Here is a 26,160-nt window from a genome sequence, read left to right as displayed (position 1 = left end):
GAACTCCCGACCCTCGCCTTGGCAAGGCGATGCTCTACCACTGAGCTATTCCCGCTGAACACGCCGTCGCATTATAAGGATAAGTGCGTACCTGTCAAACGCTTATGCCACTTTTCGCTCACAGCGAGCGGGTGAGTTCCGGCCAGGCCGCCCTGAGATACTGGATCATCGACCACAGTGTCAGACAGGCCGCTGCATAGAGTAGCACGATGCCGATGTTGGCAATCGGGGAGAGCGGCGGAAAGCCCAGGAGCAGCAGTAGGGAGACCATCTGCAAGGTGGTCTTCGACTTGCCGATCCAGGAGACCGCGACTTGCTTTCGCTGCCCGATTTCCGCCATCCATTCGCGCAGCGCGGAGATCACGATCTCGCGGCCGATGATGACCAGCGCCGGCAGCGTCAGCCAGAACGCCTCGTAACGTTCCACCAGTAGCGCCAGCGCGACGGCGACCATGACCTTGTCCGCGACGGGATCCAGAAACGCGCCGAATGGCGTGCTCTGGTCCCAGCGCCTGGCCAGGTAGCCGTCCAGCCAGTCGGTGACGGCCGCCAGCCCGAACAGGGCGGCCGTCACCAACAGGCTCCAGGCGTAGGGCAAGTAGAACAGCACCACCAGGAGCGGGATGAACACGATTCTTGCCAGGGTGAGCATATTGGGAATGTTCATCGTGCCGCTAGCGTCCTTACTGGGAGATGAGAGTCGGGCATTTTACGCCTGCTGCGTGCGCTCATCCATGGAGCGCCTGATGTATGGTAGCCGCCATCTGTTCGTTGATCCCCGGAACGCGGGAAAGATCGTCCCGGGTTGCCTTGCGCACGCCCTGCAGGCCGCCGAAGAAGCGTAACAGCTCCCGGCGACGTTTCGGTCCGATCCCGGGAATATCTTGCAGCGAAGAGGTGCGGCGCTGCTTGTCGCGACGCTGGCGGTGACCGGTGATGGCGAAGCGGTGGGCCTCGTCGCGTATATGCTGGATCAGGTGCAGCGCCGGTGAGCTGGTGTCCAGATTGAGGGTGCGGTCCACCGTTTCGATGAACAGGGTCTCCAGGCCAGCCTTTCGGGTAGTCCCCTTGGCGACGCCGATCAGGGCGACATCGACGACTTCCAGTTCGACCAGAACCTCCCGGGCCATGTTCAACTGGCCCTTGCCTCCATCGACGATCAGGATGTCCGGCAGCTTGCCTTCGCCTTTCTGCAGCCGCTTGAAGCGTCGGGTCAGGGCCTGGCGCATCGCCGCGTAGTCGTCACCCGCTGCCACCCCCTCGATATTGAAGCGACGGTAGTCGGATTTGGCCGGGCCATTCTGATCGAATACGACGCAGGAGGCCACGGTCGCCTCGCCGTGGCTGTGGCTGATATCGAAGCACTCGAGCCTGGCGGGTGAGATCGGCATGTCCAGAGCCTGGCGCAGCGACTCGAAACGCTTGCCCAACTGGCTGCGGTTGGCGAGCTGGGTCGCCAGGTGCTGCTCGGCATTGGTGATGGCCAGTCGGCGCCACTGGGCGCGGTGACCCCGCACCTGAGACGCGACGCGAATGCGTCGACCGGCATGTTCGCTCAATGCCGATTGCAGCAACTCGCTATCCGTCAGCGGGTGCGAGGCGATGATTTCGAGCGGGATCTCCTTGGACTGACCGAGGTAGAACTGGCTGACGAACTCGCTGAGCAGCTCCTCGGCGCCAAGATCCAGGCCGTTGTCGGGTTGATGATGGCGCGCGCCCATCATGCGGCCCTGGCGAATCGACAGTACGCTGATGCAGAGTCCGCCGGGCTGCTCGGCCAGGGCAAAGATGTCGGCATCGCCATCGGCGTTGTCGACGAACTGCTTCTCCTGCAATCGCCTCAATTGCTGGATCTGGTCGCGCAAGCGGGCCGCTTCCTCGAAGTCGAGCGCATCGCTGGCGCGCTCCATGCTGGCGGTGAGCTGCTGGGTCACCTGCTCGCTGCGCCCCTCGAGGCACATCACGGCGTGCTCGATGTCCTGGCGGTAGTCGGCTTCACTGATGTAGTCGACACAGGGCGCGCTGCAGCGTTTGATCTGGTACTGCAGGCAGGGCCGGTGCCGATGTGCGAACACGCTGTCTTCACAGTTGCGGATGCGAAATATCTTCTGCATCAGCGAAAGGCTCTCCCGAACCGCCGTCGAGCTCGGGTAGGGGCCGAGGTAGCGGCCGTCGCGCCGCTTCTGGCGAACGCGCTTGAACTCGAGGGCGGGGTAGGGATGTCGATCGGTGACGAAGACGTAGGGGTAGGACTTGTCGTCGCGCAGCAGGATGTTGTAGGGCGGCCGCAGCTCCTTGATCAAGGTCTGCTCCAGCAGCAGGGCCTCGGTCTCGCTGCGGGTGACCGTGATCTGGATGTCCTGGATGCGCGCCACCAGCGCCTGGGTCTTGGCGTTCAAGGCGCCTCTGAAGTAGCTGGCGAGTCGCGGTTTCAGACGTTTGGCCTTGCCGACGTAAAGGACGTTGGCCTGCTCGTCGAGCATGCGATAGACGCCGGGCGATTCTGAGACCGACTTCAGGAAGTGCTTGGCATCGAAGCGCAATGGGGTATCGATCGAGGATTCACTCATGCCCCGAGTATATCAAAGTCCCGTACGAGCACGGTGGGCTCCCTGCATTTCCATTGCGTTCGACTGTCGTCACGATCGGGGCTCGAATTCGTCCAGAAGCCCGTGCCGCAGGCCAAGATGGGTCAGCTCCACGTCGGACTGCACTTTCAGCTTGTCGAAGATTCGGTAGCGGTAGGTATTCACGGTCTTGGGGCTCAGGCAGAGCTGCTCGGAGATGCGACTGACCTTGTGACAGTGAATGATCATCGTCGCGATCTGCAGCTCGCGATGCGAAAGCTGGTCGAACGGACTCTGGCGACCCTCGCTGCGGGCCAACACCACGCGTTGGGCGATGTCCGGGCTGATGAAGCGCTCGCCTTCCGCGACCCGACGCACGGCCTCGATCATCAGATCCAGTTCGGTGCCCTTGCTGATGAAGCCGGTCACGCCGGAATCGATCAGACGCTGTGCCGTGCTCTCCTCGACCTGCCCCGTCAGCACGATGATCCGCGTATCGGGCTGGGTCTTGAGGAGTTTCAGAATGGTTTCCAGACCGCCGATTCCCGGCATGCGTATGTCGATCATCGCAATATCCGGCAGGTGTTCCCGGCAGCTCTGTAACGCACTCTCTCCACTGTCGGCTTCGGCGACGACCTCGATATCGGGTTCGCTGTCCAAGACGCGCGCGATACTCGTGCGCACCAAGTGATGATCGTCGGCTACTAATACCCTGATCAAGATGACTCCTGGATTCCCGCTGCCCCTGAAGACCCTGCCGTTGGTTGCCGTACCAGCAACCGGCGGGCCTTGTTTATGATTGGTCGTGCGCTGTCGTTCAGCGATCCGGCGAAAGCTCGCGCATCGCCAACAGCGTCATCATTGGAACTTGCAAGTTTAAGTATGGAAGTTCCATCTCCGCTCTGTTAATTCATCTCCGCTCTGTTAAGTAGTGTGACACGTTCTCGGACCAAATACTCCATGTTTGGCGGGGAATTTGCGACCCGCAAAGCGCGGCGATGCGAGGCTTCGAGGTCGATGGTCGTGACCTCGATGGCGGCGAGTCCGGGCAAGCGGGGCTTGACCTGGGGGAAGGGGGCTTTTATAGTGCGTCGCGTCCATCAGGGCAGCGCGTTTTTTGGGGCCTTAGCTCAGCTGGGAGAGCGCAACACTGGCAGTGTTGAGGTCAGCGGTTCGATCCCGCTAGGCTCCACCAGATCTTCATGAACAAGCCGTTTGTCACGCTCCGTGCAAGCGGCTTTTTCATGCCTGAAATTCCAGCAGCCTCGCCCGGTTTCCGGGCAGCCGCCCGCCTTCACCGACCATCGGGTTGCGACCGCCGTCGTTCGCCATTCGGTGAACGGGTTCGGGAATGAATTGGCCCGCTTGAAGATGGATCTTCACCCATTCGATCCGCCGTGCCTCTCGCACAATAGGAGCGGTCGCAGCGCAGTGCCGGCGACCGGTTCCCATTGGCCTTGGGGTTACGAGGGGCGTATGCCAGAGTTCATTTTCGACGTCGTCATCAGGCCGGCAGTGCCGCCGCGGCAGCGCTGGGAGGCACTGGTGCCTGCCTTGCCCGGTCTGGTGGCGGAGGCGTCTTCCGACATGGAAGCCTTCGAAGGACTCCAGACATTGATCGTTCCTTTTCTGGCCGAGCGGCTCGCGCGGGGCGAGGGCGTACCAAGGCAGTCCCGAGCCGGCCACTACATGGATCGCTACGGCCTGGTCTTCTGGCAGTTCCTGCGGGTCAGGCTTGGTCCCCGGCGGGCCGACCAACGGGTAGTCGAACCCATCTTCCCCGACATCGACGACTTGTTGACGGATCTCGAGGGAGGGGGCCTCGAGGAGTAGTCATGTCTCCGGGCGCGAACCACGCCTCCGGATGACGCGGGAGAGGTGGCGCCCCCCCGGCCGCGACGCCCGTCTGGCGGCGTTGACAGTGATCGGCGCTCCACGGCACTATACCGCTCATGAACATGATTCCGACGCTCAGACCGAACCAGTGGTGGTGGCGCCTTTGATCCAAGGGCGGCATGCCGACGTCTGTAGAAAATGCCGTCCCTCGGGGCGGCATTTTTCGTTTGTCTGCTGCGCTTCGTGGGGTTTGGCATAGGTGGAATGATCGACTTGGGTAATCACCTGGGTAAGCAATCACGGCCTTTACTCGATCTAGTATGAATATCAGGAGCTTGCACCATGTCAGTCCTCATGATCGACAATTACGACAGCTTTACCTTCAACATCGTCCAGTACCTGGGGGAGTTGGGGGCGGATGTGGTGACCGTGCGCAACGACGAGACGGACATCGCCGGCCTCGAGCAGCACGAGCCGACCCATCTGGTGGTGTCGCCTGGCCCGTGCACGCCCAATGAAGCCGGGATAGCGATGGAGGCGATCCGCCACTTTGCCGGCAGGATTCCGATACTGGGGGTCTGTCTGGGGCACCAGGCCATCGGCCAGGTCTACGGGGGCGATGTGGTGCGTGCGCCGCAGGTGATGCATGGCAAGACGTCCCGCGTTCGTCACCGCGGCGAAGGCGTTTTCGCCGGCCTCGAGGACCCCCTCGAGGTGACCCGTTATCATTCGCTGGTGGTGGATGCCGGGACCTTGCCCGACTGCCTCGAAGTCACGGCCTGGGTCGGCGACGACGATCCGACGCCGGGACTGATCATGGGCCTGAAACACAAGACGCTGGATATCGAAGGGGTACAGTTTCACCCTGAATCGATTCTGTCTCGCCAAGGTCACGAGCTGCTGGCGAATTTCCTCAAACGGCGCGGCTAACTGGAACAGGCGAGGAGCCAACATGCAAATGCGGGATGCCATTGGCGCGGTCATGCGCCGCCAGGACCTCAGCTACGAGGATACCCACGCAGTCATGCAGGCGATCATGACGGGGGAGGCCACCGAAGCGCAGATCGGCGGTTTCCTGATCGGGCTGGCGATGAAAGGCGAGACCGCCGACGAGATCACGGCGGCAGCGCAGGTCATGCGCGAGCTGATGCAGCCGGTCTCGATCGACTGCGACAACGTCGTCGATATCGTCGGCACCGGCGGCGACGGCGCCAACCTTTTCAACGTCTCCACCGCATCGAGTTTCGTCGTCGCGGCTGCCGGCGGCCATGTCGCCAAGCACGGCAACCGCGGCGTCTCGTCCTCAGCCGGCAGTGCGGATCTGTTCGACGTCGCGGGTATCTATCTCGATCTCGACGCCGCGACCATCGCGCGCTGTATCGAGCAGGTCGGCGTCGGCTTCATGTTCGCGCCGCGTCACCATCAGGCGATGCGTCACGCCATCGGCCCGCGCAGAGAGATGGGGGTGCGCACGGTCTTCAATATCCTCGGGCCGTTGACCAATCCGGCGGGCGCCCCCAACCAGCTGCTGGGTGTCTATGCGCCCCATCTCGTGCCGCTGGTGGCGGAATCGCTGCGCAAGCTGGGTAGCCGGCACGTGCTGGTCGTGCATGCCGAGGACGGTCTGGACGAAATCTCGGTGGCGGCGCCGACGCGGGTGGCCGAACTCCGCGATGGCGAGATCCACGACTACACGATCACCCCCGAGTCGCTGGGCATCGAGCGTCAATCGCTCGAACCGCTGAAGGTCGTGACCGCCGAGGACAGCCTCAAGTTGGTCAAGGAGGCGCTGGTGGGCAAGGGCGTGGCCGGCGATATCGTCGCGCTCAACGCGGGTGCGGCGCTGTTTGCCGCCGGTATCGCCGATTCTCTGAAAGAGGGCGTGTTGATGGCCCAGGACGCCCAGGCTTCCAAACTTCCGCTGGAAAAGCTCAAGGAGCTTTCCGATTTCACGCGTATCTTCGCCGAGTGAGTTCTCGCCGAACAAGCCCAACAGGAACCGCTACATGACCGATGTCGCCGATAGTGAACTGCCGACCATCCTGGCCAAGATACTGACGCGCAAGCGCGAGGAGATTGCCGAGCGTCGCCCTGTCGTCAGCGAGCAGGCTTGGCTCGAGCGGGCGAAGTCCCAGGCCGCGCCCCGGGGTTTCGTGGCCGCGCTCGACGCCTGTATCGAGGGCGGCGACCCCGCCGTCATCGCCGAGATCAAGAAGGCCTCCCCCTCCAAGGGCGTCATCCGTGAAGACTTTCGACCCGCGGAGATCGCGGCCGACTACGCGGCGGCGGGCGCGAGCTGTCTTTCCGTGCTGACGGACGCCGACTATTTTCAGGGCCACGAGGATGACTTGATTGCCGCGCGCGGTGCCTGCGAGCTGCCGGTGATCCGCAAGGATTTCATCATCGACGGCTATCAGATCGCCGAAGCCCGGGGAATCGGTGCCGACTGCATCCTGCTGATCGTGGCGGCGCTGAGCGATGCGCAGCTCAAGGATCTCCACCAGCAGGCAACGGCCCTGGGCATGGACGTGCTGGTGGAGGTACACGACATCTTCGAGCTCGAGCGGGCCCTGATGCTGGATCTACCGCTGGTGGGCATCAACAACCGCGATCTGCGCACGTTCGAGACCTCGCTGAATACCACCTTCGAACTGCTGAATCGGATCCCCCATGGGGTCACGGTCGTCACCGAGTCCGGCATCCACAGTCGTGACGATGTCGAGCGGATGCGGGAGTTCGACGTCAACGCCTTCCTGGTGGGCGAGGCGTTCATGCGCGAGGAAGAGCCCGGTAGCGCGCTGCGTCGGATGTTTTTCTAGCCGCAGGCGGCGACGTCGCCGGCGTTCGAGCGCCGCTCTCCATGAAAAGGGGGGCGGCGCTTCACGTTAGCGGGGTTGGCGGGGAGAAAGGGCCGCTTCCAGGCATCCGCCGGGGCTGGGGCGGTTAGAATTCGGGCGAGTCGGGGAAGATCAGGCTGATCAGCGTGTCGCCGGCTTTGGGGTTGAGCGGCCTGGCCGAGGTGGCGATGCGGATGCGGCCGCTGGCGGAGAGCGTGAACAGCGTCAGCAGTCGGTCCTGATGGATGCGGCGGTAATCCTCGATGTCGAAGTTGTCGCTGATCCTGGCGTGGCGCATCACCGCGCCCTGGCCGATCAGGCTGGAGAGACGGGTGAAGGTGGTGTGACCGTCGAACAGCAGCGGCAGGTGGGCCAGCGCCTGTTGGTGGTGGCGACGGGCGTTGCGGGAGGATTCCACCGCCAGTCGAAAGACCTTGCCGTGACCGAGAATGTGTTCGAAGTGCAGCGCGGCGAGATTGTTGAGCTCGCGGTAGGGCGACAGCGGCAGCAGATGGCCGATGCCCGTCAGCCCCAGATGCTGGGCGGCATGCTCCGACAGCGGGTTGCCGTAGTAGATCGGGAGGCTGGCCATCCGCGCCTCCTGGATCGCATCCCAGTTGTGATCGCACAGTCGCACCGCGAAGCCGGCTTCCTGCAGGGCGCTACCGAAGGCCCGTGCCACCGGGTTGGCGCCGATGATCAGAAAGCCCGACGCCGTCGGCGCGTCCACCTTCAGAAACCGGGCCAGCGGACGCGAGAACAGGCTCTGTACCACCACGGTGCTGATGATCACCAGGAAGGTGATCGGGACCAGCAGCTCCGCACCCGGCACCTCCAGCGCCTCGAGCCGGATCGCGAACAGCGAGGCCACCGCCGCGGCGACGATACCGCGGGGAGAGAGCCAGGCCAGCAGCGCCTTCTCCCGCCAGTTGAGCGAACTACCCCAGGTACAGACCCACACCGCCAGCGGTCGCGCCACCCACACCAGGACCGCCAGGAACGCCCACGCCTCCCACGACAGCAGCCCCAGCTGCTCGAGACTCAAGCGCGCCGCCAGCAGAATGAACAGCCCCGAAATCAGCAGGATCGACAGCGTCTCCTTGAACTCCAGAATCGGCTGGGTCGGCACGCCCCGCATGTTGGCCATCCACACCCCCATGACGGTGACGGTCAGCAGGCCGGACTCGTGGAACAGCAGGTTCGAGGCGGTGAACAGCGTCAGCATGATCATCAGGGTGCCGAAGCTGTGCAGGCGTTGCGGCAGCCAGTAGTGACGCAGCACGCTGCCCCACAGATAGCCGCCCGCCGTCCCCAGGCCGAAGCCGATCACCGCAGTCTGGGCGAAGCTCACTAACGTATGGGCCGCTGCGCCGTTGGAGAGTCCCAGGGCGACGAACTCATAGACGAGGACCGCGCCGATGGCGCCGATCGGATCGATCAGGATGCCTTCCCAGCGCAGGATCTGGCTGACGTGCTCGCGGGCGCGCAGCGACTGCAGCAGCGGCAGGACCACCGTCGGTCCGGTCACGACCAGCAGCGCGCCCAGCACGCTGGCCATCTCCCAGGAGAGCCCGAGGATCAGGTGCGCGGCCACGATGGCCAGCAGCGCGGTGATCAATGCGCCCCAGGTCACCAGTCGGCTGACGGTGCGGCCGTGCCCCCGCAGCTCCCGGAAATCGAGGGTCAAGGCGCCCTCGAACAGGATCACCGCGACCGCCAGGGAGACCAGCGGGAACAGCAGATCGCCGAGCACAGCATCCGGATCGAGCACCCCGGTGATCGGCCCGGCGGCGATACCGGCGATCAGCAGCGGCAGGATGGCCGGCACCCGGATCTGCCAGGCGAGCCATTGGCAGCCCAGCGCCAGCAGGCCGATGCCGGTCAGGGCAAGGGCGGCGTTTTCCATGCGGTCTCTCCGGTGCGTGGCAAAAGGCGCGCAGACTAGCGGCGGCACCGCATGGATGCAATGCCGAATCGTGAGGCGGACAGATTTCAGGGTGTGGCGAGTTGTCGCCGAGTCCAGGCGACGATGTCCGACTGCCCCATGGCGCCGGCCTGGCGCGCGATCTCGCGGCCGCCGCGGAACAGGATCAGCGTCGGAATGCTGCGGATGCCGAAGCGCGACGCGATATCGGTGGCCGCTTCGGTATCCAGCTTGGCCAGGCGGAGGTGGGGCTCGAGCTCGCCCGCGGCCTTGGCGAATCCCGGCGCCATCGCCTTGCAGGGGCCGCACCAGTCGGCCCAGAAATCGACCAGCAGCGGAAGATCGCTGCGCGTCAGGTGACGGTCGAAGTTGGCGGAGTCCAGTGCCAGCGGTTCGCCAGTGAACAGCAGGTTGTGGCAGCGACCGCAGTTCGGGGCATCCCCCAGGCGCGTACTGGCAACCCGGTTGACCGCGTGGCAGTGGGGGCAGACGAGGTGAAGCGTGTCGGACATGAGACGGGCTCCTGGTGAGCGAAAGCCAATAGTGACTGGGGGCTGTAAGGTGGGGCCGGGGTTCCCGCAGCCCCGGTCGTCCACTCAATGCATGGGCACGTCCGTGACCTTGATCCATCTCAATAGCGCCTGCAGCGGGTGCGGCAGCGCCTGATCGGAGAGCCGCTTGACCTGGCTGCGACAGGAGTAGCCGGTGGCCAGCAGCCGGCCCGCGTTGGCCTGATCCTCCACCGGCTCGCGCCAGGAGAGGTCGTAGATCGTCTCCGAGGTCCGGCGGTGGCGCGCCTCGTGGCCATAGGTGCCGGACATGCCGCAGCAGCCGGTGTCGACCAGGCCCAGCGAGAGGCCGAAGCGCTCGAACAGCTGCTGCCAGCCCCTGGGGCTGCCCGGCGCGTTGGTCCTCTCGGTGCAGTGGCTCAGCAGGCGATAGCCCGGGTCGGGCGGCTCGATGCGCCCGCTGTTCCAGCCCTGGGGCAGGATCGACGGTCCCAGCGACAGCAGCCACTCCTGCAGCAACAGTACCTCCGGCACCGCCTGCGGCCCCAGCGTCTTGACGTACTCCTGGCGGTAGGTGAGCGTCATCGCCGGATCGATGCCCACCAGCGGCACGTCGAAACGCGACAGCGCCTGGAGCCGGGCGGCCTGCTTCTCCGCGACCCGCCCGAAGCGGCCGAGAAATCCCTGCACGTGCAGCGGCTTGCCGTTGGGCTGGAAGGGGGCGACGAAGACCCGGATATCGAGCCGCGACAGCAGCTCGACCACGTCCATCACCAGCCGCGATTCGAAATGGCTGGTGAAGGCGTCCTGCACCAGCACCACGCTGCGGCTTTTCTGGGCGTCGGTCAGCCTGCCCAGCGTCAGCGGCGTGGCCTCGGCAACGCCCCAGGCGTCGAGCACCTTCCCGAGGCTGGCGCGTGACAGTCTCGGACTGTCGACGATGCCCAGGCGTTGCGCCAGGAAGCGATCGATCAGGCGATTGTCGAGCAGCGCGTTGTAGAGCGGCGCCACCGGCTGCAGGTGCGGCACCACGAACTCCAGCCCGCCGATCAGATAGTCGCGCAGCGGCCGCGCGTAGCGGCTGTGGTAGCTCTCCAGAAAGCGCGAGCGAAAGTCCGGCACGTCGACCTTGATCGGACACTGGCCGGCGCAGGACTTGCACGCCAGGCAGCCGGCCATGGCGTCGTAGACCTCGTGGGAGAAGTCCTCTTCACCGCGGCGTTTCGCCAGCGAGCGCTTGAACTTGCCGGGCAGGGCAGTGAGCCAGTGACTGAAGCCGGCCTGACGCTGCTCCCGCGCCACCTCGAGCACGTCGACGCCGGCGTTGCCCTGGCGGCGTAGCCACTCGCGCATCAGGCTGGCGCGGCCCTTGGGCGAGTGCACCCGCTCGCGGGTCGCCTTCCAGGAGGGGCACATGGCATCGGCGGGGTCGTAGTTGTAGCAGGCGCCGTTGCCGTTGCAGTAGACCGCGCTGGCGTTCTCCTGCCACACCCGCTCGTCGATCTGGCGATCCAGCTCGCCCCGGGTGGTGACGCCGTCGATCGCCAGCAGCCCGGGATCGTGGCCGTCGACGATACCGATCTCGCCTGACCTCTCTCCCGGCGCTGCGGAGTGCGTGATGGTATCTTCCGCCTTGCCCGCGGCTTCGGGCGGGCTGGGAAAAGACGTCTTTCCCGCATCATCGGGGGGGATAACAAGCGGTGTCGCGATCTTGCCCGGATTGAACTGGTTGAACGGATCGAAGGCCGCCTTGACCCGCTGCAGCGCGGGGTAGAGCTCGCCGAAGAAGCGCGGCGAGTACTCGGAGCGGACGCCCTTGCCGTGTTCGCCCCACAGCAGCCCGCCGTAGCGCTGGGTGAGTGCCGCGACCTGATCGGAGATCTCGCGGATCAGCCGCGCCTGGTTTGGGTCCTTCATGTCGATGGCCGGGCGCACATGCAGTACACCGGCATCGACGTGGCCGAACATGCCGTATTCCAGGCCGCGGGCATCCAGCAGCTGGCGGAACTCGGCGATATAGTCTGCCAGGCTTTCCGGCGGCACCGCCGTGTCCTCCACGAACGGGATCGGGCGCTTCTCGCCACTGGCATTGCCGAGCAGCCCCACCGCGCGTTTACGCATGGCGTAGACCCGGCCGATCTGCGGGCGGCCCTCGGCCAGGGTGTAACCGAGCCGCTCGACGCTGGCGTCCGAGCCCAGGTGATCGGTGAATGCCCGCACCCTATCGGCCAGTCGAGCCGGATCGTCGTCGTTGAACTCGACCAGGTTGATCCCGCGAATCGGCGTCCCGCGCTCGCCGTTTGCGTCGATGGCGGCGGGGAAGAACGCCGCCACGCTGTCCCAGACGAAATCCTCCATGGCCAGCGCCAGCACGCGGTCGTCGATCGTCTCGATCGAGGTCGGACGGCTCACGGCCATCAGCGCCTTGGCGTCGCGCAGCGCCTCCATGAAACCGGCGTAGCGCACGTTGACCAGGGTCGAATGCCGGGGCAGCGGCAGCACGTTGAGCGTGGCCTCGTTGAGCAGCGCCAGCGAGCCCTCCGAACCGCACAGGACGCTATTGAGATCGAAGCGCCCCTGGTCGTCGGTGAGATGGGCCAGGTCGTAGCCGGTCAGGCAGCGATTGAGCGGCGGGAAGATGGCATCGATTCGCTCGCGCTCGGTCTCGGCGATGCCGCTGACCGCGCGATGGATCTCGCCGACCCGATCATCGCGCTGGCACATGGCGGTCAAGGCCGCGTCGTCCAGCGGTTGGCTCTCGAGTCGCTCGCCGCCGGGCAGCACCACATCCAGCGCCAGCACGTGGTTGCGCGTCTTGCCGTACTCGCAGCTGCCCTGGCCGCTGGCGTCGGTGGAGATCATGCCGCCGATCGTGGCGCGGTTGGAGGTGGAGAGCTCCGGCGCGAAGAACAGCCCGTGGGGCCGGAGCGCAGCATTCAACTGATCCTTGACCACGCCGGCCTGGACGCGCACGCGGCGGTTCTCGACGTCGATCTCGACGATCCGGTTCATGTAGCGGGAGACGTCCACCACCAGGCCGTCGGTCAGCGACTGGCCGTTGGTGCCGGTGCCGCCGCCCCGGGGCGCGAGCACGACGTCGCGATACGCTGCCTGCGCCATGAGCCGGGCGATCCGCTGGAGATCGGCGGCGTCGCGGGGATAAAGAACGGCCGCTGGCTGGCGCTGGTAGATTGAGTTGTCGGTGGCCAGCACGATGCGGTTGGCCGCGTCATCGGCGATATCGCCACGAAAGCCAGCCGCGGCCAGCTCGGCGAGGAAGCGGCGATAGCGCTCGGGCAGCGTCAGCTCGGCGCTGGTCGGGTCAAGGCGTGTCATCATTGTCATGCATCAAGCCATCGCGTCGGGCCGGTCAGGCGGCCTTCATCGGATGGGGACCCATCCGACAGATTGTCGATTCCCGGCGCCGCGGGGATGGCGGGAACCGGTCCGTGGCGCCATGGGCGCCGGGGTGGAACAGTTTAGCGTGCCAGGCGGAGATGTGACACGAATCCCCGGTAGCGCATGGTGCCGGGGTGGGGTTTTCCCTACAATATTCCCCTCGCAAAGAATGACCATCAACACGTTCGTCTGTCGTCGTGCGTCTTCGGTCGATTCCTGTCGTCACGGTCTTCGATTTCAACCAACGGAATTTCGTCATGCTCGATCCCAAGCTGTTGCGCAGCGATCCGCAGTTCGTCGCCCAGCGCCTGGCCCTGCGGGGCTTCACTCTCGACACCGCGCAGCTCGAGTCGCTCGAGTCCCGCCGTCGCGAGCTGCAGACGCGGACCGAGCAGTTGCAGAACGAGCGCAACGTGCGCTCCAAGTCGATCGGCAAGGCCAAGGCCGCCGGTGAGGACATTCAGCCACTGCTGGCGGAGGTGGGCCAGCTCGGCGACGATCTCGACGCCGCCAAGCGCGAACTCGGCGAGGTGCAGCAGGCCTGGGAGGATCTGGTCGCGGGGCTGCCCAACCTGCCCCATGACGACGTGCCGCAGGGGGCGGACGAGAGCGACAATGTCGAGCTGCATCGCTGGGGCGCACCGCGCGAGTTCGACTTCGAGGTGCGCGATCACGTCGATCTCGGGGCCCGGTTCGGCTATCTCGACTTCGAGATGGCGACCAAGCTGACCGGCTCGCGTTTTGCCGTGATGCGCGGACCGATCGCCCGGCTGCATCGGGCGCTGGCGCAGTTCATGCTCGATACGCAGACTCGGGATCATGGCTATGAAGAGTGCTACGTGCCCTACATGGTCAATGCCGAGACGCTGACCGGGACGGGCCAGTTGCCCAAGTTCGGCGAGGATCTGTTCAAGCTCGCCGACAGCGACTACTACCTGATTCCCACCGCCGAGGTGCCGCTGACCAACTTCGTGCGCGACGAGATCCTCGATCACGCCGCGCTGCCGCTGAAGCTGACCGCCCATACGCCGTGCTTTCGGAGCGAGGCGGGTGCCTACGGTCGCGACACGCGGGGCATGATTCGCCAGCATCAGTTCGACAAGGTCGAGATGGTGCAGGTGGTCGACCCCGAGACCAGCTACGAGGCGCTGGAGGCGATGCGTGGCCACGCCGAGGCGATTCTGCAGGCGCTCGAACTGCCGTATCGCGTGGTGACCCTGTGTACCGGCGACATGGGCGCCAGCGCCACCAAGACCTATGACCTGGAAGTGTGGCTGCCGAGCCAGCGGACCTACCGCGAGATCTCCTCGGTCTCCAACTGCGAGGATTTCCAGGCGCGGCGGATGCAGGCGCGCTTCCGCAGCCCCGAGCAGAAGAAGCCGCAGCTGGTGCACACGCTGAACGGCTCCGGGCTGGCAGTGGGGCGCTGCCTGCTGGCGGTGCTGGAGAACTACCAGAACGCCGATGGCAGCGTGGATCTGCCGGCGGTACTGGTGCCCTACATGGGCGGATCGACGCGTCTCAACGTCGAGTAGGATCGACGCGCCCCGTCGCCGATGGGCGGCGAGGGTGCGTTTGGTTATAACGCTAAAAAAAAGCGTTCCTTCGTTCGTCGGCGTCGTGGTCTTACAATTTCGATATAAGCATGACGTTCTTTTCGGCTTTTCGATCTAAGGCCGGCTCCTCCCATTCCAATGACGGCTCGATTCGTGACCGACTCCCTGACTCTGCAGTACGACCCGTCGCAGCTCGACGTGCACCTGATCGGTGGCGGCAGCGAGGCGCTGGCGCTGGCGCAGCGCGTCGCCTGGCTGATGCCGCGGGTGACCGTGCACGCCGGCTCGACGATGCCGGCGCTGGCGACGCTTTGCCAGGGCCTGGGCTGGGCGGTGCGCAGCGACGAGCCGGAACCGGGGATCGGCCAGCTATGGCTCGTGGCCAGTGGCGACGCCGCGCGCGATCGCCAGGTGGCCACGCGGGCGCGGGAGGCCGGCGTGGCGGTTTTCGTACCGTCGCATCCGGCACTGTGCAGCGTGCGCCTGCCGCCACGGGTGACGACCCGTGACGCGGCCGAGAACGCGGCAGGGCTGGCGCCGGGCAACTGGCGGCGCGGCCACGTCTCGCTGGTCGGGGCCGGGCCGGGGGATCCGGACCTGCTGACGCTGAAAGCCCTGAGGCAGCTGCAGCAGGCGGATATCGTCATCCACGACCGGTTGGTCAGCCAGGAAATCCTGGCACTGGCCAGGCCCGACGCCAGGCGCTTCTACGTCGGCAAGGCGCGCTCCCGGCACAGCGTGCCGCAGGAGGGCATCAACCAGGCACTGGTCGATTGGGCCAGGGCGGGTAATCGGGTGGTTCGGCTGAAGGGCGGCGATCCGTGCATCTTCGGGCGCGGCGGGGAAGAACTCGAGGCGCTGGTCGCCGCCGGGATCGAATTCGATGTCGTTCCGGGGATTACCGCCGCTTCCGGCTGCGCGGCCTATGCCGGCCTGCCGCTGACCCATCGCGACCATGCCCAGTCGGTGCGTTTCGTCACCGGTCATCTCAAGAACGGCAGCTGCGACCTCGACTGGCCGGCGCTGGCACGGGGCGGCCAGACCCTGGTCTTCTACATGGGCCTGGGTGCGCTGGAGCTGATTCGCGAGCGGCTGGTGGCACACGGGCTGGACGCGGCCACGCCGCTGGCACTGATCGAGCAGGGCACGACGGCCAACCAGCGGGTGCATCTGGGTACGCTGGCACGACTCCCCGGGAGTCTTGCCGATCATCAACCCCGACCGCCGACGCTGATCGTCATCGGCAGCGTGGTCGAGTTGGCCTCGCGTCTCGACTGGTTCAAGCCGACCGATAGCGGCAGCCTGGGCTGGGTCGAGGGCAAGCATCCCACACCGCTCTCCCGGGCCGACAGCGCCTGAGGCAGTCCGCCGCTGGCGAGCGCTGATCCTGGCACCCGGGCCTGGTGGGCGGGCGGGATGGCCGGCGTCATCTTCCTACCGGTCGACACCCTCGACGTTTCCATCGATAGATCAACCGGATAGCGGCCAAGTCGTCGTTGACGCCATCTTCCGGCGCTTCGACAATGAGAACTCGCGACGGGGAGAGGCGCATGAACGTTGAGCAGTTGGATATCCGTGGCCACATGGCGCAGTTCGCGCCGTTCGACGATCTTCCCGATGCGCTGCTCGACCGTATCGCCGGCGAGGTCGAGATCCGCTATTTCCAGGCCGGCAGCGAACTGCTGGTCAAGGACCAGCCGGTCGAATCGCTGTGGTACATCCGCAGCGGGGCGGTGGAGATGTACCAGCGCAGCGGCCGGCTTTTCAACCGCCTGAGCGAAGGCGACATCTTCGGCTACTCGGACCTGCTGCGCAGCAACCGCCGGGTGCGCTATCCGGTCAGCGCCATCGAGGACACGCTGATCTATTTCATCCCCGGCGATGTCTTCGAGACGATCTGCGACGAGGACGACGACTTCGCCGAGTTCGTGGAGACCGGTGGCCAGCGCCTCAAGGTGACGGTGGAACAGCAGCGCGACGACAGCGGCCTGATGACGACCCGGGTACGCAAGCTGATCAGCCGGCAGCCGCAGATGGTCGAAGCCGCCACCTCCCTGCAGCAGGCGGCCCGGCAGATGCGCGACGCCAACGTCACCTGCGTGCTGGTGGTCGATGTGACCGAGACCCAGTCCGCCTATACCTTCACCGGCCCCGACGGCCGGCACTGGCAGCTCAACGGCATTCTGACCGATCGCGATTTCTGCACCCGCGTACTGGCGGAGGGCAAGTCGGCCCAGACCCCGGTGGGCGAGGTCATGTCGCGGAAAGTCATCGTCATCCAGTCCGACGAATCGGTCTATGAAGCGATGCTGTGCATGTTGCGCAATCAGGTTCACCATCTGCCGGTACTGCACCGGCGCCAGCCGGTCGGCGTGCTCCACCTCTCCGACATCGTTCGCCACGAGACCCACAGCAGCCTGTTTTTGGTCAACAACATCTTCGTCCAGAACACGCCCGAGCAACTGGCACGGCTGGCGCCCGAGGTGGGCACGGGGTTCGTGCGCATGGTCGCCGACGGCGCCAACTCCGAGATGGTCTGCCGGGCGCTGGCGACGATCGGGCGGGCGTTCACGCAGCGCCTGATCGAGCTGGCGGAAGCCGAGCTGGGCCCGGCGCCGATACCCTACTGCTTCATGGTACTGGGGTCGATGGCGCGGGAGGAGCCCACCATCAATGCCGACCAGGACAACGCGCTGGTTCTCCATGACGACTACGATCCCGAGCGGCACGGCGAGTATTTCGAGGCGCTGGCCAGGTTCGTCTGCGACGGCCTCGACGCCTGCGGCTATCCGTACTGCAAGGGCGACGTGATGGCGACCAATCCGCGCTGGCGCCAGCCGTTGCAGGTCTGGAAGGAGTATTTCACCGAGTGGATGGACGAGCCCAACGGCGAACGGCTGCTGCACAGCTCCATCTTCTTCGATCTGGCGCCAGTGCATGGCGAGACGCCCATGGTCGAAGCGTTGCAGGACCTGATCGCCGAACTGGCACCGCAGCGGCCGGTCTTTCTGGCGGCGTTGGCACGCAACGCCAAGAATCGCACGCCGCCGCTGGGCTTCTTCCGTCAGTTCGTCATGGAGCAGGACGGCGAACATCGCAAGTCGATCAACCTCAAGCGCCGGGGAACCGCGCCGCTGACCGACCTGGTTCGCGTGCATGCGCTGGCCTGCGGCTCCAAGGCGCAGAACAGCTTTGCCCGCCTCGATGACATCGCCCAGACCAAACTGCTGGCCGATGGCGTCACCGAGCGTCTGCGCTACGCCTTCGAGTTCATGTCGATGGTCCGCATTCGCCATCAGGCCGATGCGATCGAGCGGGGCGCCGAGCCCGACAACAGCGTCGATCCCGAGAACATCGGCAGCCGGGAACGCCACCATCTGAAGGATGCCTTCGAAGCGATCAGCAACGCCCAGAAGTTCCTCTCCTTCCGCTACAGCATGCCGTCCAAGTCGGGTTCCTCCAAGACCCACACCTCCTCCTCGGCAGGCTCCGCCAGCCAGGCTTCGCAGCGGAGCCGCCGATGACCTTGCGTCGCGCCGCGAGAGGGCAAAGCACGCCGACCTGGCCGGACTACATGGCCTCGCGCGCGCAGCGGGTTCGCGAGCCCCGATTGGCCAGCTTCGTCGCCGGAGGAACGCTGGACCCCGAGACACCCATCGGCGAGGCGCCGCTGGTCGCGATGGACTTCGAGACCACCGGCCTGGATAGCAGCCGTCACGACATCGTCAGTGTCGGGGTGATGCCTTTCACCCTGTCCCGGATCCGGCCGGCCGACGGCCGCTACTGGGTGTTGTCACCGCGCCGCAAGCTGAGCGGCGAATCGGTCGCTTTCCACCACATCACCCACGCCGAGGTGGCGGACGCCCCCGACTTCGCCGCTATCATCGATGAGCTGTTGGCCCTGCTCGCGGGCCGCCTGGTCGTCGTGCACTACCGACAGTTGGAAAGAACGTTCCTCGACGCCGCGATACGAGAACGGCTGGGCGATGGCCTGCTGATGCCGATGATCGACACCATGTCGCTGGAGGCGCGGATCCACCGGCAGTCCTGGTGGGCGAGACTGCGTCGCTGGGCGGGGCGACCGATGGCGTCGATTCGCCTGCACGAGAGCCGCCAGCGCTATCACCTTCCGGCCTATACCGGACACCACGCACTGATCGATTCGCTGGCGACGGCGGAGCTGCTGCAGGCGCAGATTCTCTACCACTACGACTGGGAGACGCCGGTCGGCGCGCGGTGGCGTTGAGCCGGCTACCGGCGGGGCGTGACGAGCCCGCCGACGAAAGAAAAAGCGGGCGGCTCCAGGAGCCGCCCGCTTTCATGATGCTCGTCTGCAACGAGGTCGTCAGCCACGAGGCTCGGATCGCAACCCCTGGATGATCGCGTAGCACGCGGCCAGCAGCACGATGGTAAATGGCAAGCCGGTGGCGATGACCGCCGCCTGCAGAGCCGTCAGGCCTCCGCCCAGCAGCAGGGCGATGGCGATGGCGCCTTCGATCAGGGCCCAGAAGACACGTTGCGGCGTCGGCGCATCGACCTTGCCGCCGGCGGTGATCGAGTCGATGACCAGCGAACCGGAGTCCGAAGAGGTGATGAAGAACACCATGACCAGGATGATGCCGACGAACGAGGTGATTGATGTCCACGGCAGTTGGCCCAGCATGGCGAACAGCTGCAACTCCAGCGCTGCGTTCTTGACGCCGTCGAAGCCCTGATTGACGAGCTGATCGATGGCGGTGTCGCCGAAAGCGGTCATCCACAGCACGGAAACGAGGGTCGGTACCAGCAGCACCGCGATCAGGAATTCACGTACCGTGCGGCCGCGGCTGACGCGCGCGATGAACATGCCGACGAACGGTGACCAGGAGATCCACCACGCCCAGTAGAAGGCGGTCCAGCCATGCATGAAGTCGGTGTCTTCGCGGCCGAACGGGTTGGACAGTGCCGGAAGATTCTTGAGGTAGGAGCCCATGTTCTCGACGAAGCCGGTCGCGATCAGCAGGGTCGGGCCAACGACGATCACGAACAGCAGCAGCAGGAACGCGAGAGCCATGTTGATCTGCGACAGGCGCTGCACGCCCTTGTCCACGCCCAGCATGACCGATGTCAACGCGATCAGCGTGATGCCGATGATCAGCAGCACCATGGTGACGTTGGTGTTGGGGATGCCGAACAGATAGTTGAGCCCGGCCGATGCCTGCGAGGCGCCGAGACCCAATGATGTCGCCAGGCCGAACAGCGTCGCGAATACCGCCAGGATGTCGATGACGTGGCCAGGCCAACCCCAGATGCGCTCACCCAGAATCGGGTAGAAGATCGAGCGCATGGTCAGTGGCAGGCCCTTGTTGAAGGAGAACAGTGCCAGCGACAGCGCGACGATCGCGTAGATACCCCAGGGATGCAGGCCCCAGTGAAAGATCGTGGCCGCCATGGCCAGCGATTGTGCCTCTGCCGGGTTGCCTTCGGCGCCGCCCAGCGGTGCCCAGGAGTCACCGGACATGGAGGTGCCGAAATGGGTGATCGGCTCGGAGACGCCGTAGAACATCAACCCGATGCCCATGCCCGCCGCGAACAGCATGGCGAACCAGCCCGCGTAGCTGAAGTCCGGCTTGGCGTGGAGACCGCCGATTCTCACCCTGCCCAGCGGCGTGAAGATCAGCACGACGGAGAGCAGCACGAAGATGTTGGCGGCGAATAGGAACAGCCAGCTCAAGTTGTCGGTCAGGAAGCTCTTCGCCCCGTTGAAGATCGGCCCCATCTGATCCGGCAACGCCAGCGTGATGATGACGAAGAACAGGATCAGCAGTGACGAGATCGAGAAGACCTTGCCGTGCAGATCGACGTTGAAACCAAATCTATTGGTCTGGATATTGTCCTGGCCAATCACATAATCGGTATCGATGAGATTGGCGGGACCCTCTGGTGCCGGTATGCCTTCCTGCGGCGCATCCGGCTGATTGTTGGCGTCTTGAGCCACTAGCCGTCTCCATTGTTTGATGAGTCAGTTCGAGGCCGCCCTCGCGCGGCGACGATTCCCTTGCGCTCCCTTGCGTCGTCCGGGGGGCATGCCAGTGCGTGTCCACCCGGTCCAGGCAGAGCACACAGTCTGGCGTATCCGCCGGAACACGCAAGTTTCCCAATTATCCTGAATCAAGTCGGTGCTTCCAACCGTCTTGGCGAGAAACCCGAAGTTTCCCCGCCGCTGATCGCGGCCGATAGCGCGATGATAGCGGCTTTCGACTCCCGATCCTGTTCTGGCGACGACGCGAGGATAGACCAAGGTCAGAGTGAAACGCGCTGGGGTTGTCGCCTATAGTCCCAGCTGTATTTAAACGAATGTTTGAATCTCCGGGAGAGTTCGAATGGCAGACTATCGCGCGCCGCTCGTGGACATGCGGTTCGTCCGTGAAGAGGTGTTTCAGGCCGAGCAGGAGTGGCAGGCCATGCCGGCGACCGCCGATTTCAACGCCGAGCTGGCCGATGCCGTCCTCGAGGAGGCCGCTCGCCTGGCCGAAGCGGAGCTGTTTCCGCTCAATCAGCTTGGAGACGCCGAGGGGTGCGTGATATCGGACGGCGCGGTGGCCACGCCGGGCGGGTTTCGCCAAGCCTTTCAGGAGATGGCGCGGGGCGGGTGGTGCGGCCTTGGCGGCAACCCTGCCTACGGTGGGCAGGGTCTGCCGAAACTGTTGACCCAGGGCTTCGACGAACTGCTCTACGCCAGCAACACCGGCTTCGCCCTCTATCTGACACTCAACAACGGTGCCGGGCTGCTGCTCGACGCTTACGCCGACGACGCGGTCAAGGCCCGCTATCTGCCGCGGCTCTACGCCGGCGACTGGTTGGGCACCATGTGCCTGACCGAACCGCACTGCGGCACCGATCTTGGGCTGATCAGGACTCGGGCGGTGCCCATCGATGGCGGCCGTTACGCGGTCACCGGCAGCAAGATCTGGATCACCGGCGGGGAGCATGACCTGACCGAGAACATCGTCCACCTGGTGCTGGCCAAGCTGCCGGATGCGCCCCCGGGCGCCAAGGGGATCTCGCTGTTCCTGGTACCGAAACGCCGGGTGCTGGACGACGGTTCGCTGGGGGAGGCGAACGGGGTGGTCTGTGGCGGGCTCGAGCACAAGATGGGTATCAACGGCAGCGCCACCTGCGTGATGCATTTCGAGGGCGCAGAGGGGATCCTGATTGGCGCGCCCCATCAGGGCCTGGCGACGATGTTCACGATGATGAACTACGAGCGGCTCTCGATCGGCATCCAGGGGCTCGGATTGGGCGACGTCGCCTATCAGAGCGCCGTCGCCTTTGCCCGTGAGCGTCGCCAGAGCCGTGCACCGGGTGCTGCTGCCGAGCCCGATCAGGCCGCCGATCCGATTCTGGTCCATCCGGACGTGCGGCGCATGGCGCTCAACGCTCGTGCCTGGAACGAAGGCGGTCGACTGTTTGCCGCCTTTGTCGCTCGTGAACTCGATCGCGCCAAATATCATCCCGATGACCAGGTGCGCGAGGAGGCCGGGGAGCTGGTCGCGCTGCTCACCCCGGTGGCCAAGGCGTTTCTGACCGACCGCGGCTTCGAGACCACGGTGGAGGCCCAGCAGCTCTACGGTGGCAGCGGCTATTGTGTCGAATGGGGCGCCGAGCAGTTCGTGCGCGATGCGCGAATCGCGATGATCTACGAGGGCACCAACGGCATTCAGGCCATGGATCTGATCGGCCGCAAGCTGACGCGCAACCGGGGAGCTTACGTCGAGCGCCTTGCCGGGTGGATCAGGGCGGATCTCGACGGTGACTCTATCGGGTCCCCCGAATTGCGGCCGTTCCGGGAGGCGCTCGAAACCGAGCTGAGCCGGCTCGAGCGAGTCAGCGACGCCGTGATCGAGGCGGCCGGAGCGGATGCGGCAGCGGCGGGCGCGGCAGCCCATGATTACCTGCATCTGGTGGGCTATGCGGTTTACACCTGGATGTGGTGGAAGGCGGCTCGCGCAGCGCAGCGAGGCCTGGCCCACCAGGGTCCATCCGGGGCCGATTTCTATCGCGCGAAGTTGATCGTAGGGCAGCACTTCCTGAGCCGTCAGTTACCGCAGGCCGAAGCGCTGGAGCGCCAGATCGCGGCGGGACCGTCAGGTCTGATGGCGTTCGAGGCGTCGTATTTCTGAGGCCTCGGAGGCGGTTTCGGCGGATCGCCTGAAACACCCCTGCACCTCCATGGCGCATTCGCATTCCGTGGCGGCGTTTTCGTACCCATTGCGGTGCAGGATTCGGCCGGCGGGAGCCCCGACTGCACCAGCAAAGCGAGGAGGCGTGCGATAGACGCTTCCTGCGTGCACCAATAACGGCCATTTTGTCGAATTTTGGCTGTCTTTCCCGATTTTTGTATACAAGATTCTCGCGATCAGTCATCAAGGCACGAAAAATGCATCGGGTTGTCCAGTCGAGATCCATGCCCGTGGCCGGGTCTGGATCATCAGGCCGATCACCAAGGGTCATGACCAGGAGAATCCGATGACAACAACCTCCCTTCGCAAGTGGCTTGCCGGTTCCAGCATCGTGCTGGGGCTGGCCGGTTTCGGTAGTACCGCCCTCGCCCAGGAAGCGGCGCAGGACCAGGGCCCGATCCGGGTCGGAATCCTGCACTCGCTCTCCGGCACCATGGCGATCAGCGAGTCGACGCTGAAAGACGAGATGCTGATGCTGATCGACAAGCAGAACGAGGCCGGCGGCCTGCTCGGTCGCCAACTGGAGCCGGGGGTGATGGATCCGGCCTCGGACTGGTCGCTTTACGCCGAACAGGCCCGTGACATGCTGACCGGCGACGACCGTGTCGACGTCATCTTCGGCAACTGGACGTCGGCCTCGCGCAAGGCGGTGCTGCCGGTGGTCGAAGAGCTCGATGGGCTGCTGTTCTACCCGGTGCAGTATGAAGGCGAGGAGTCCTCCGAGAACATCTTCTACACCGGCGCAGCCCCCAACCAGCAGGCGATTCCGGCGGTCGACTACCTGATGAGCCAGGGTGTGGAACGCTGGGCGCTGCTGGGCACCGACTACGTCTATCCGCGCACCACCAACAAGATTCTGGAGGCCTATCTCAAGGCGAATGGCGTTGCCGACGACGACATCATGGTCAACTACACGCCGTTCGGTTTCAGCGACTGGCAGTCGATCGTCTCCCAGGTCAAGGATTTCGGCAGCCAGGGGCGGAAGACGGCGGTGGTCTCGACCATCAACGGCGACGCCAACGTGCCGTTCTACAACGAGCTAGCCAACCAGGGCATCTCGGCGGGCGATATCCCCGTGGTGGCGTTCTCGGTGGGCGAGCAGGAGCTGACCGGGATCGATACCGCGCCGCTGGTCGGCCACATGGCGGCCTGGAACTACTTCATGAGCGTCGACAGCGATGCCAACTACGACTTCATCGACGACTGGGTCGCCTACACCGGCAATGACGAGGCGGTGACCAACGATCCGATGGAGGCGCACTACATCGGCTTCAACATGTGGACCCAGGCGGTCGAGAAGGCCGGGACCACCGATGTCGACGCGGTCAAGGATTCGATCATCGGCGTGACCGTACCCAATCTGTCCGGTGGCGCTTCCACCATGATGCCCAATCACCACATCACCAAGCCGGTGATGATCGGCGAGATCCAGGACGACGGGCAGTTCAGCGTGGTCTGGCAGACGCCGACGACCGTCGCCGGTGACGCCTGGTCGGATTACCTGCCGGAGTCGAAGAATCTGATCAGCGACTGGAGAGCCCCGCTGCGCTGCGGCAAGCTCGACGTCGAGTCGATGACCTGCGAAGACGGCCCGGGCGCCGACTGAGCCGGTTCTGCCGACACCGATGCCCGCCCGGGGCGTCGGTGTCGCTGTTTGGAGCTGATGGCAGACCGTGTTCGAGGGCGACATCATGAGCTTTACCACAGGATGGAAAGGCCCGGCGCCGAGGCGCAGGCTCACGATTCCCATGCTGCTGTGCCTGTTGATGGCCTGCGGTCTGGGTATCGGTTCAGAGGCTTCGGCCGCCTCCGGCGAATCGCAGGTGCAAGCGTCGAAGGGCGAGCCCCAGGCGCAGGCGGAAGGAGAGCCACGGGCGCTGCTGGGGGCGCTCGATACCGGCAGTTTTCAGGCCAAGGGCGACGCCGCCCAGGCGATCGCCGAGAGTGGCGCCGAGCAGAAGACGCGCTGGTTGCAGGCGCTGCTCGACGGCCGCCTGGGCAAGGAGCGTCGTGGCGATCGTTTCTATATCGTCACCGACGACAGTGGCCGCGAATGGCCGATCATCGATGCCATCACCTTCGAGGATGCCGGTACCGGCACCCGGCGCACCGTGGACATCTTCAAGATCAACAACGAGCTGCGCACGCGGATCGAGGGGCTGCTCGCTTCATTGTCGCTGAGCGCTGGCAATGAAGCCTCTCGGCTGTCGGCAGCGCAGCGCCTGGTCGGCGAAGTCACGGCCGACAACGCCGATCGTGTGCGCGGGATGCGCGACGACGAAGAGAGCGATGCCGTCCGCGGCCAGCTCGATGTGGCGCTGGCGCTCTACGATCTCCAGCAAGGCGATGCCGAGGCGCTGGACGCGCTGCGGGGCAACCTCGACACCCGCGTGCGCAACGCGTTGACCCCGATCGCCGCCGGTGATTCCGCGCTCGCCGCCGAGGCGCAGTCGGTACTCGACGGCATCGAGAGCAAGCGCGCCTGGTACGATCGCGTACAGACCCTGTTCTTCGGCCTGAGCGCCGGTTCGATTCTGGTGCTCGCCGCCATCGGCCTGGCCATCACCTTCGGCGTGATGGGCGTGATCAACATGGCCCATGGCGAGCTGATCATGATCGGCGCCTACACCACCTGGCTGATCCAGCAGGCGCTCCCCGGCCAGCCGGGCCTGGCGCTGGCCTTGGCGATTCCCGGCGGATTCCTGGTCGCCGGCGGGTTCGGCGTCGTCATCGAGCGCACCGTGATCCGCTTCCTCAAGGGGCGCCCGCTGGAGACGCTGCTGGCCACGTTCGGCCTCAGCCTCGTGCTGCAGCAACTGGTGCGCACGGTGTTCTCGCCGCTCAACCGTCGGGTGACCTCGCCGGAGTGGCTGCAGGGGGCGTGGCAGATCAACGAGGCGCTGTCGCTGACCCTCAACCGTCTTGGCGTGCTGCTGTTCTGCCTGGCGGTCTTCGCCGCGCTCTGGGCGCTGATGCGCTACACCCGGCTGGGACTGGAAGTGCGCGCGGTGACCCAGAACCGGGCGATGGCGCGCGCCATGGGCGTGCGCGCCACCCGGGTCGACATGCTCACGTTCGGCCTCGGTGCGGGCGTGGCCGGTCTCGCCGGCGTCGCCCTGTCGCAGTTGACCAACGTCGGGCCCAATCTGGGGCAGGGCTACATCGTCGACTCCTTTCTGGTCGTGGTCTTCGGTGGCGTGGGCAATCTATGGGGAACGCTGGTCGCCGGCATGTCGCTCGGTGTCATCAATCAGGTGCTGCAGCCGTGGGTCGGTGCCGTGCTGGCCAAGATCATCGTGCTGGTCGGCGT

Annotated in this window: 18 protein-coding genes and 1 tRNA gene; 12 read left to right on the top strand and 7 right to left on the bottom strand. The window is 65.2% G+C overall.

Annotation, left to right across the window (positions count from 1 at the left end; genetic code table 11):
- Positions 1–118: 118 nt before the first annotated feature.
- The 3 genes from pgsA to AC3AYF_RS03255 form a co-directional block, all read right to left on the bottom strand.
- A complete protein-coding gene (pgsA, locus tag AC3AYF_RS03265; RefSeq protein ID WP_295034863.1) occupies positions 119–667 on the bottom strand; it encodes a CDP-diacylglycerol--glycerol-3-phosphate 3-phosphatidyltransferase in 549 nt (182 codons plus the stop codon).
- A 61-nt stretch (positions 668–728) separates the two neighbouring features.
- The gene (uvrC, locus tag AC3AYF_RS03260; RefSeq protein WP_295034879.1) at positions 729–2,543 is read right to left on the bottom strand and encodes an excinuclease ABC subunit UvrC; all 1,815 of its coding nucleotides are present in this window, start codon (positions 2,541–2,543) and stop codon (positions 729–731) included.
- Between the two features lie 96 nt (positions 2,544–2,639).
- Positions 2,640–3,287 carry a response regulator gene (locus tag AC3AYF_RS03255; RefSeq protein WP_295034861.1) on the bottom strand — a complete coding sequence of 216 codons (648 nt, stop codon included), beginning with the start codon at positions 3,285–3,287 and terminating at the stop codon, positions 2,640–2,642.
- Positions 3,288–3,686: 399 nt separating this feature from the next.
- Between AC3AYF_RS03255 and AC3AYF_RS03250 the strand changes: the two genes are divergently transcribed.
- The 5 genes from AC3AYF_RS03250 (at position 3,687) to trpC (ending at position 7,222) form a co-directional block, all read left to right on the top strand.
- Positions 3,687–3,762 (top strand) — tRNA-Ala (locus AC3AYF_RS03250).
- Between the two features lie 281 nt (positions 3,763–4,043).
- Complete coding sequence (locus AC3AYF_RS03245; RefSeq protein WP_295034859.1) at positions 4,044–4,400, top strand: hypothetical protein; 357 nt, start codon at positions 4,044–4,046, stop codon at positions 4,398–4,400.
- Between the two features lie 345 nt (positions 4,401–4,745).
- Entirely contained in the window at positions 4,746–5,333 is a 588-nt protein-coding gene (locus AC3AYF_RS03240; protein WP_295034857.1) for an anthranilate synthase component II, read from the top strand.
- Positions 5,334–5,355: 22 nt separating this feature from the next.
- A complete protein-coding gene (trpD, locus tag AC3AYF_RS03235; RefSeq protein ID WP_295034855.1) occupies positions 5,356–6,375 on the top strand; it encodes an anthranilate phosphoribosyltransferase in 1,020 nt (339 codons plus the stop codon).
- A 34-nt stretch (positions 6,376–6,409) separates the two neighbouring features.
- The gene (gene trpC / locus AC3AYF_RS03230) at positions 6,410–7,222 is read left to right on the top strand and encodes an indole-3-glycerol phosphate synthase TrpC (RefSeq protein ID WP_295034852.1); all 813 of its coding nucleotides are present in this window, start codon (positions 6,410–6,412) and stop codon (positions 7,220–7,222) included.
- Positions 7,223–7,346: 124 nt separating this feature from the next.
- On the opposite strand, the gene AC3AYF_RS03225 is transcribed toward trpC, so the two are convergent.
- The 3 genes from AC3AYF_RS03225 to AC3AYF_RS03215 all read right to left on the bottom strand — a co-directional run bounded on the left by AC3AYF_RS03225 (position 7,347) and on the right by AC3AYF_RS03215 (position 13,012).
- Complete coding sequence (locus AC3AYF_RS03225; protein ID WP_295034850.1) at positions 7,347–9,146, bottom strand: cation:proton antiporter; 1,800 nt, start codon at positions 9,144–9,146, stop codon at positions 7,347–7,349.
- A gap of 86 nt (positions 9,147–9,232) precedes the next feature.
- On the bottom strand, positions 9,233–9,676 hold the full coding sequence (gene trxC, locus AC3AYF_RS03220; RefSeq protein WP_149433886.1) for a thioredoxin TrxC: 444 nt from the start codon (positions 9,674–9,676) through the stop codon (positions 9,233–9,235).
- A gap of 84 nt (positions 9,677–9,760) precedes the next feature.
- Positions 9,761–13,012: an FAD-binding and (Fe-S)-binding domain-containing protein gene (locus AC3AYF_RS03215; RefSeq protein ID WP_295034847.1), complete on the bottom strand. Its 3,252-nt coding sequence runs from the start codon at positions 13,010–13,012 to the stop codon at positions 9,761–9,763.
- A 317-nt stretch (positions 13,013–13,329) separates the two neighbouring features.
- Here AC3AYF_RS03215 and serS point away from each other — a divergent pair, with 317 nt between their 5' ends.
- The 4 genes from serS (at position 13,330) to AC3AYF_RS03195 (ending at position 18,874) form a co-directional block, all read left to right on the top strand.
- Positions 13,330–14,607, top strand: coding sequence for a serine--tRNA ligase (gene serS, locus AC3AYF_RS03210; RefSeq protein ID WP_295034845.1), 1,278 nt, complete (start codon positions 13,330–13,332; stop codon positions 14,605–14,607).
- A 174-nt stretch (positions 14,608–14,781) separates the two neighbouring features.
- Entirely contained in the window at positions 14,782–15,987 is a 1,206-nt protein-coding gene (gene cobA / locus AC3AYF_RS03205) for a uroporphyrinogen-III C-methyltransferase (RefSeq protein WP_365676737.1), read from the top strand.
- Between the two features lie 191 nt (positions 15,988–16,178).
- Entirely contained in the window at positions 16,179–18,152 is a 1,974-nt protein-coding gene (locus AC3AYF_RS03200) for a DUF294 nucleotidyltransferase-like domain-containing protein (RefSeq protein WP_295034843.1), read from the top strand.
- Entirely contained in the window at positions 18,149–18,874 is a 726-nt protein-coding gene (locus tag AC3AYF_RS03195) for a 3'-5' exonuclease (RefSeq protein ID WP_295034842.1), read from the top strand. Before AC3AYF_RS03200 ends, AC3AYF_RS03195 begins: the two co-directional genes overlap by 4 nt.
- Positions 18,875–18,973: 99 nt before the next feature.
- Here AC3AYF_RS03195 and AC3AYF_RS03190 read toward each other — a convergent pair whose 3' ends face one another.
- Positions 18,974–20,605 carry a BCCT family transporter gene (locus AC3AYF_RS03190; RefSeq protein WP_295034840.1) on the bottom strand — a complete coding sequence of 544 codons (1,632 nt, stop codon included), beginning with the start codon at positions 20,603–20,605 and terminating at the stop codon, positions 18,974–18,976.
- A gap of 385 nt (positions 20,606–20,990) precedes the next feature.
- On the opposite strand from AC3AYF_RS03190, the gene AC3AYF_RS03185 reads away from it, so the two are divergent.
- The 3 genes from AC3AYF_RS03185 to urtB all read left to right on the top strand — a co-directional run.
- Positions 20,991–22,790 (top strand): acyl-CoA dehydrogenase C-terminal domain-containing protein, encoded by a 1,800-nt coding sequence (locus AC3AYF_RS03185; protein WP_295034838.1) that lies wholly within the window; start codon positions 20,991–20,993, stop codon positions 22,788–22,790.
- Between the two features lie 346 nt (positions 22,791–23,136).
- Positions 23,137–24,456, top strand: coding sequence for an urea ABC transporter substrate-binding protein (gene urtA / locus AC3AYF_RS03180; protein ID WP_487779383.1), 1,320 nt, complete (start codon positions 23,137–23,139; stop codon positions 24,454–24,456).
- An 85-nt stretch (positions 24,457–24,541) separates the two neighbouring features.
- The coding region (gene urtB, locus AC3AYF_RS03175; RefSeq protein ID WP_487779382.1) for an urea ABC transporter permease subunit UrtB at positions 24,542–26,160 on the top strand (1,619 nt) is incomplete at its 3' end.

The organism is Salinicola sp. (genome assembly GCF_982684285.1).
Note: the sequence above shows the minus strand (reverse complement) of the source record. Positions and strands in the feature narration are given on the sequence as shown.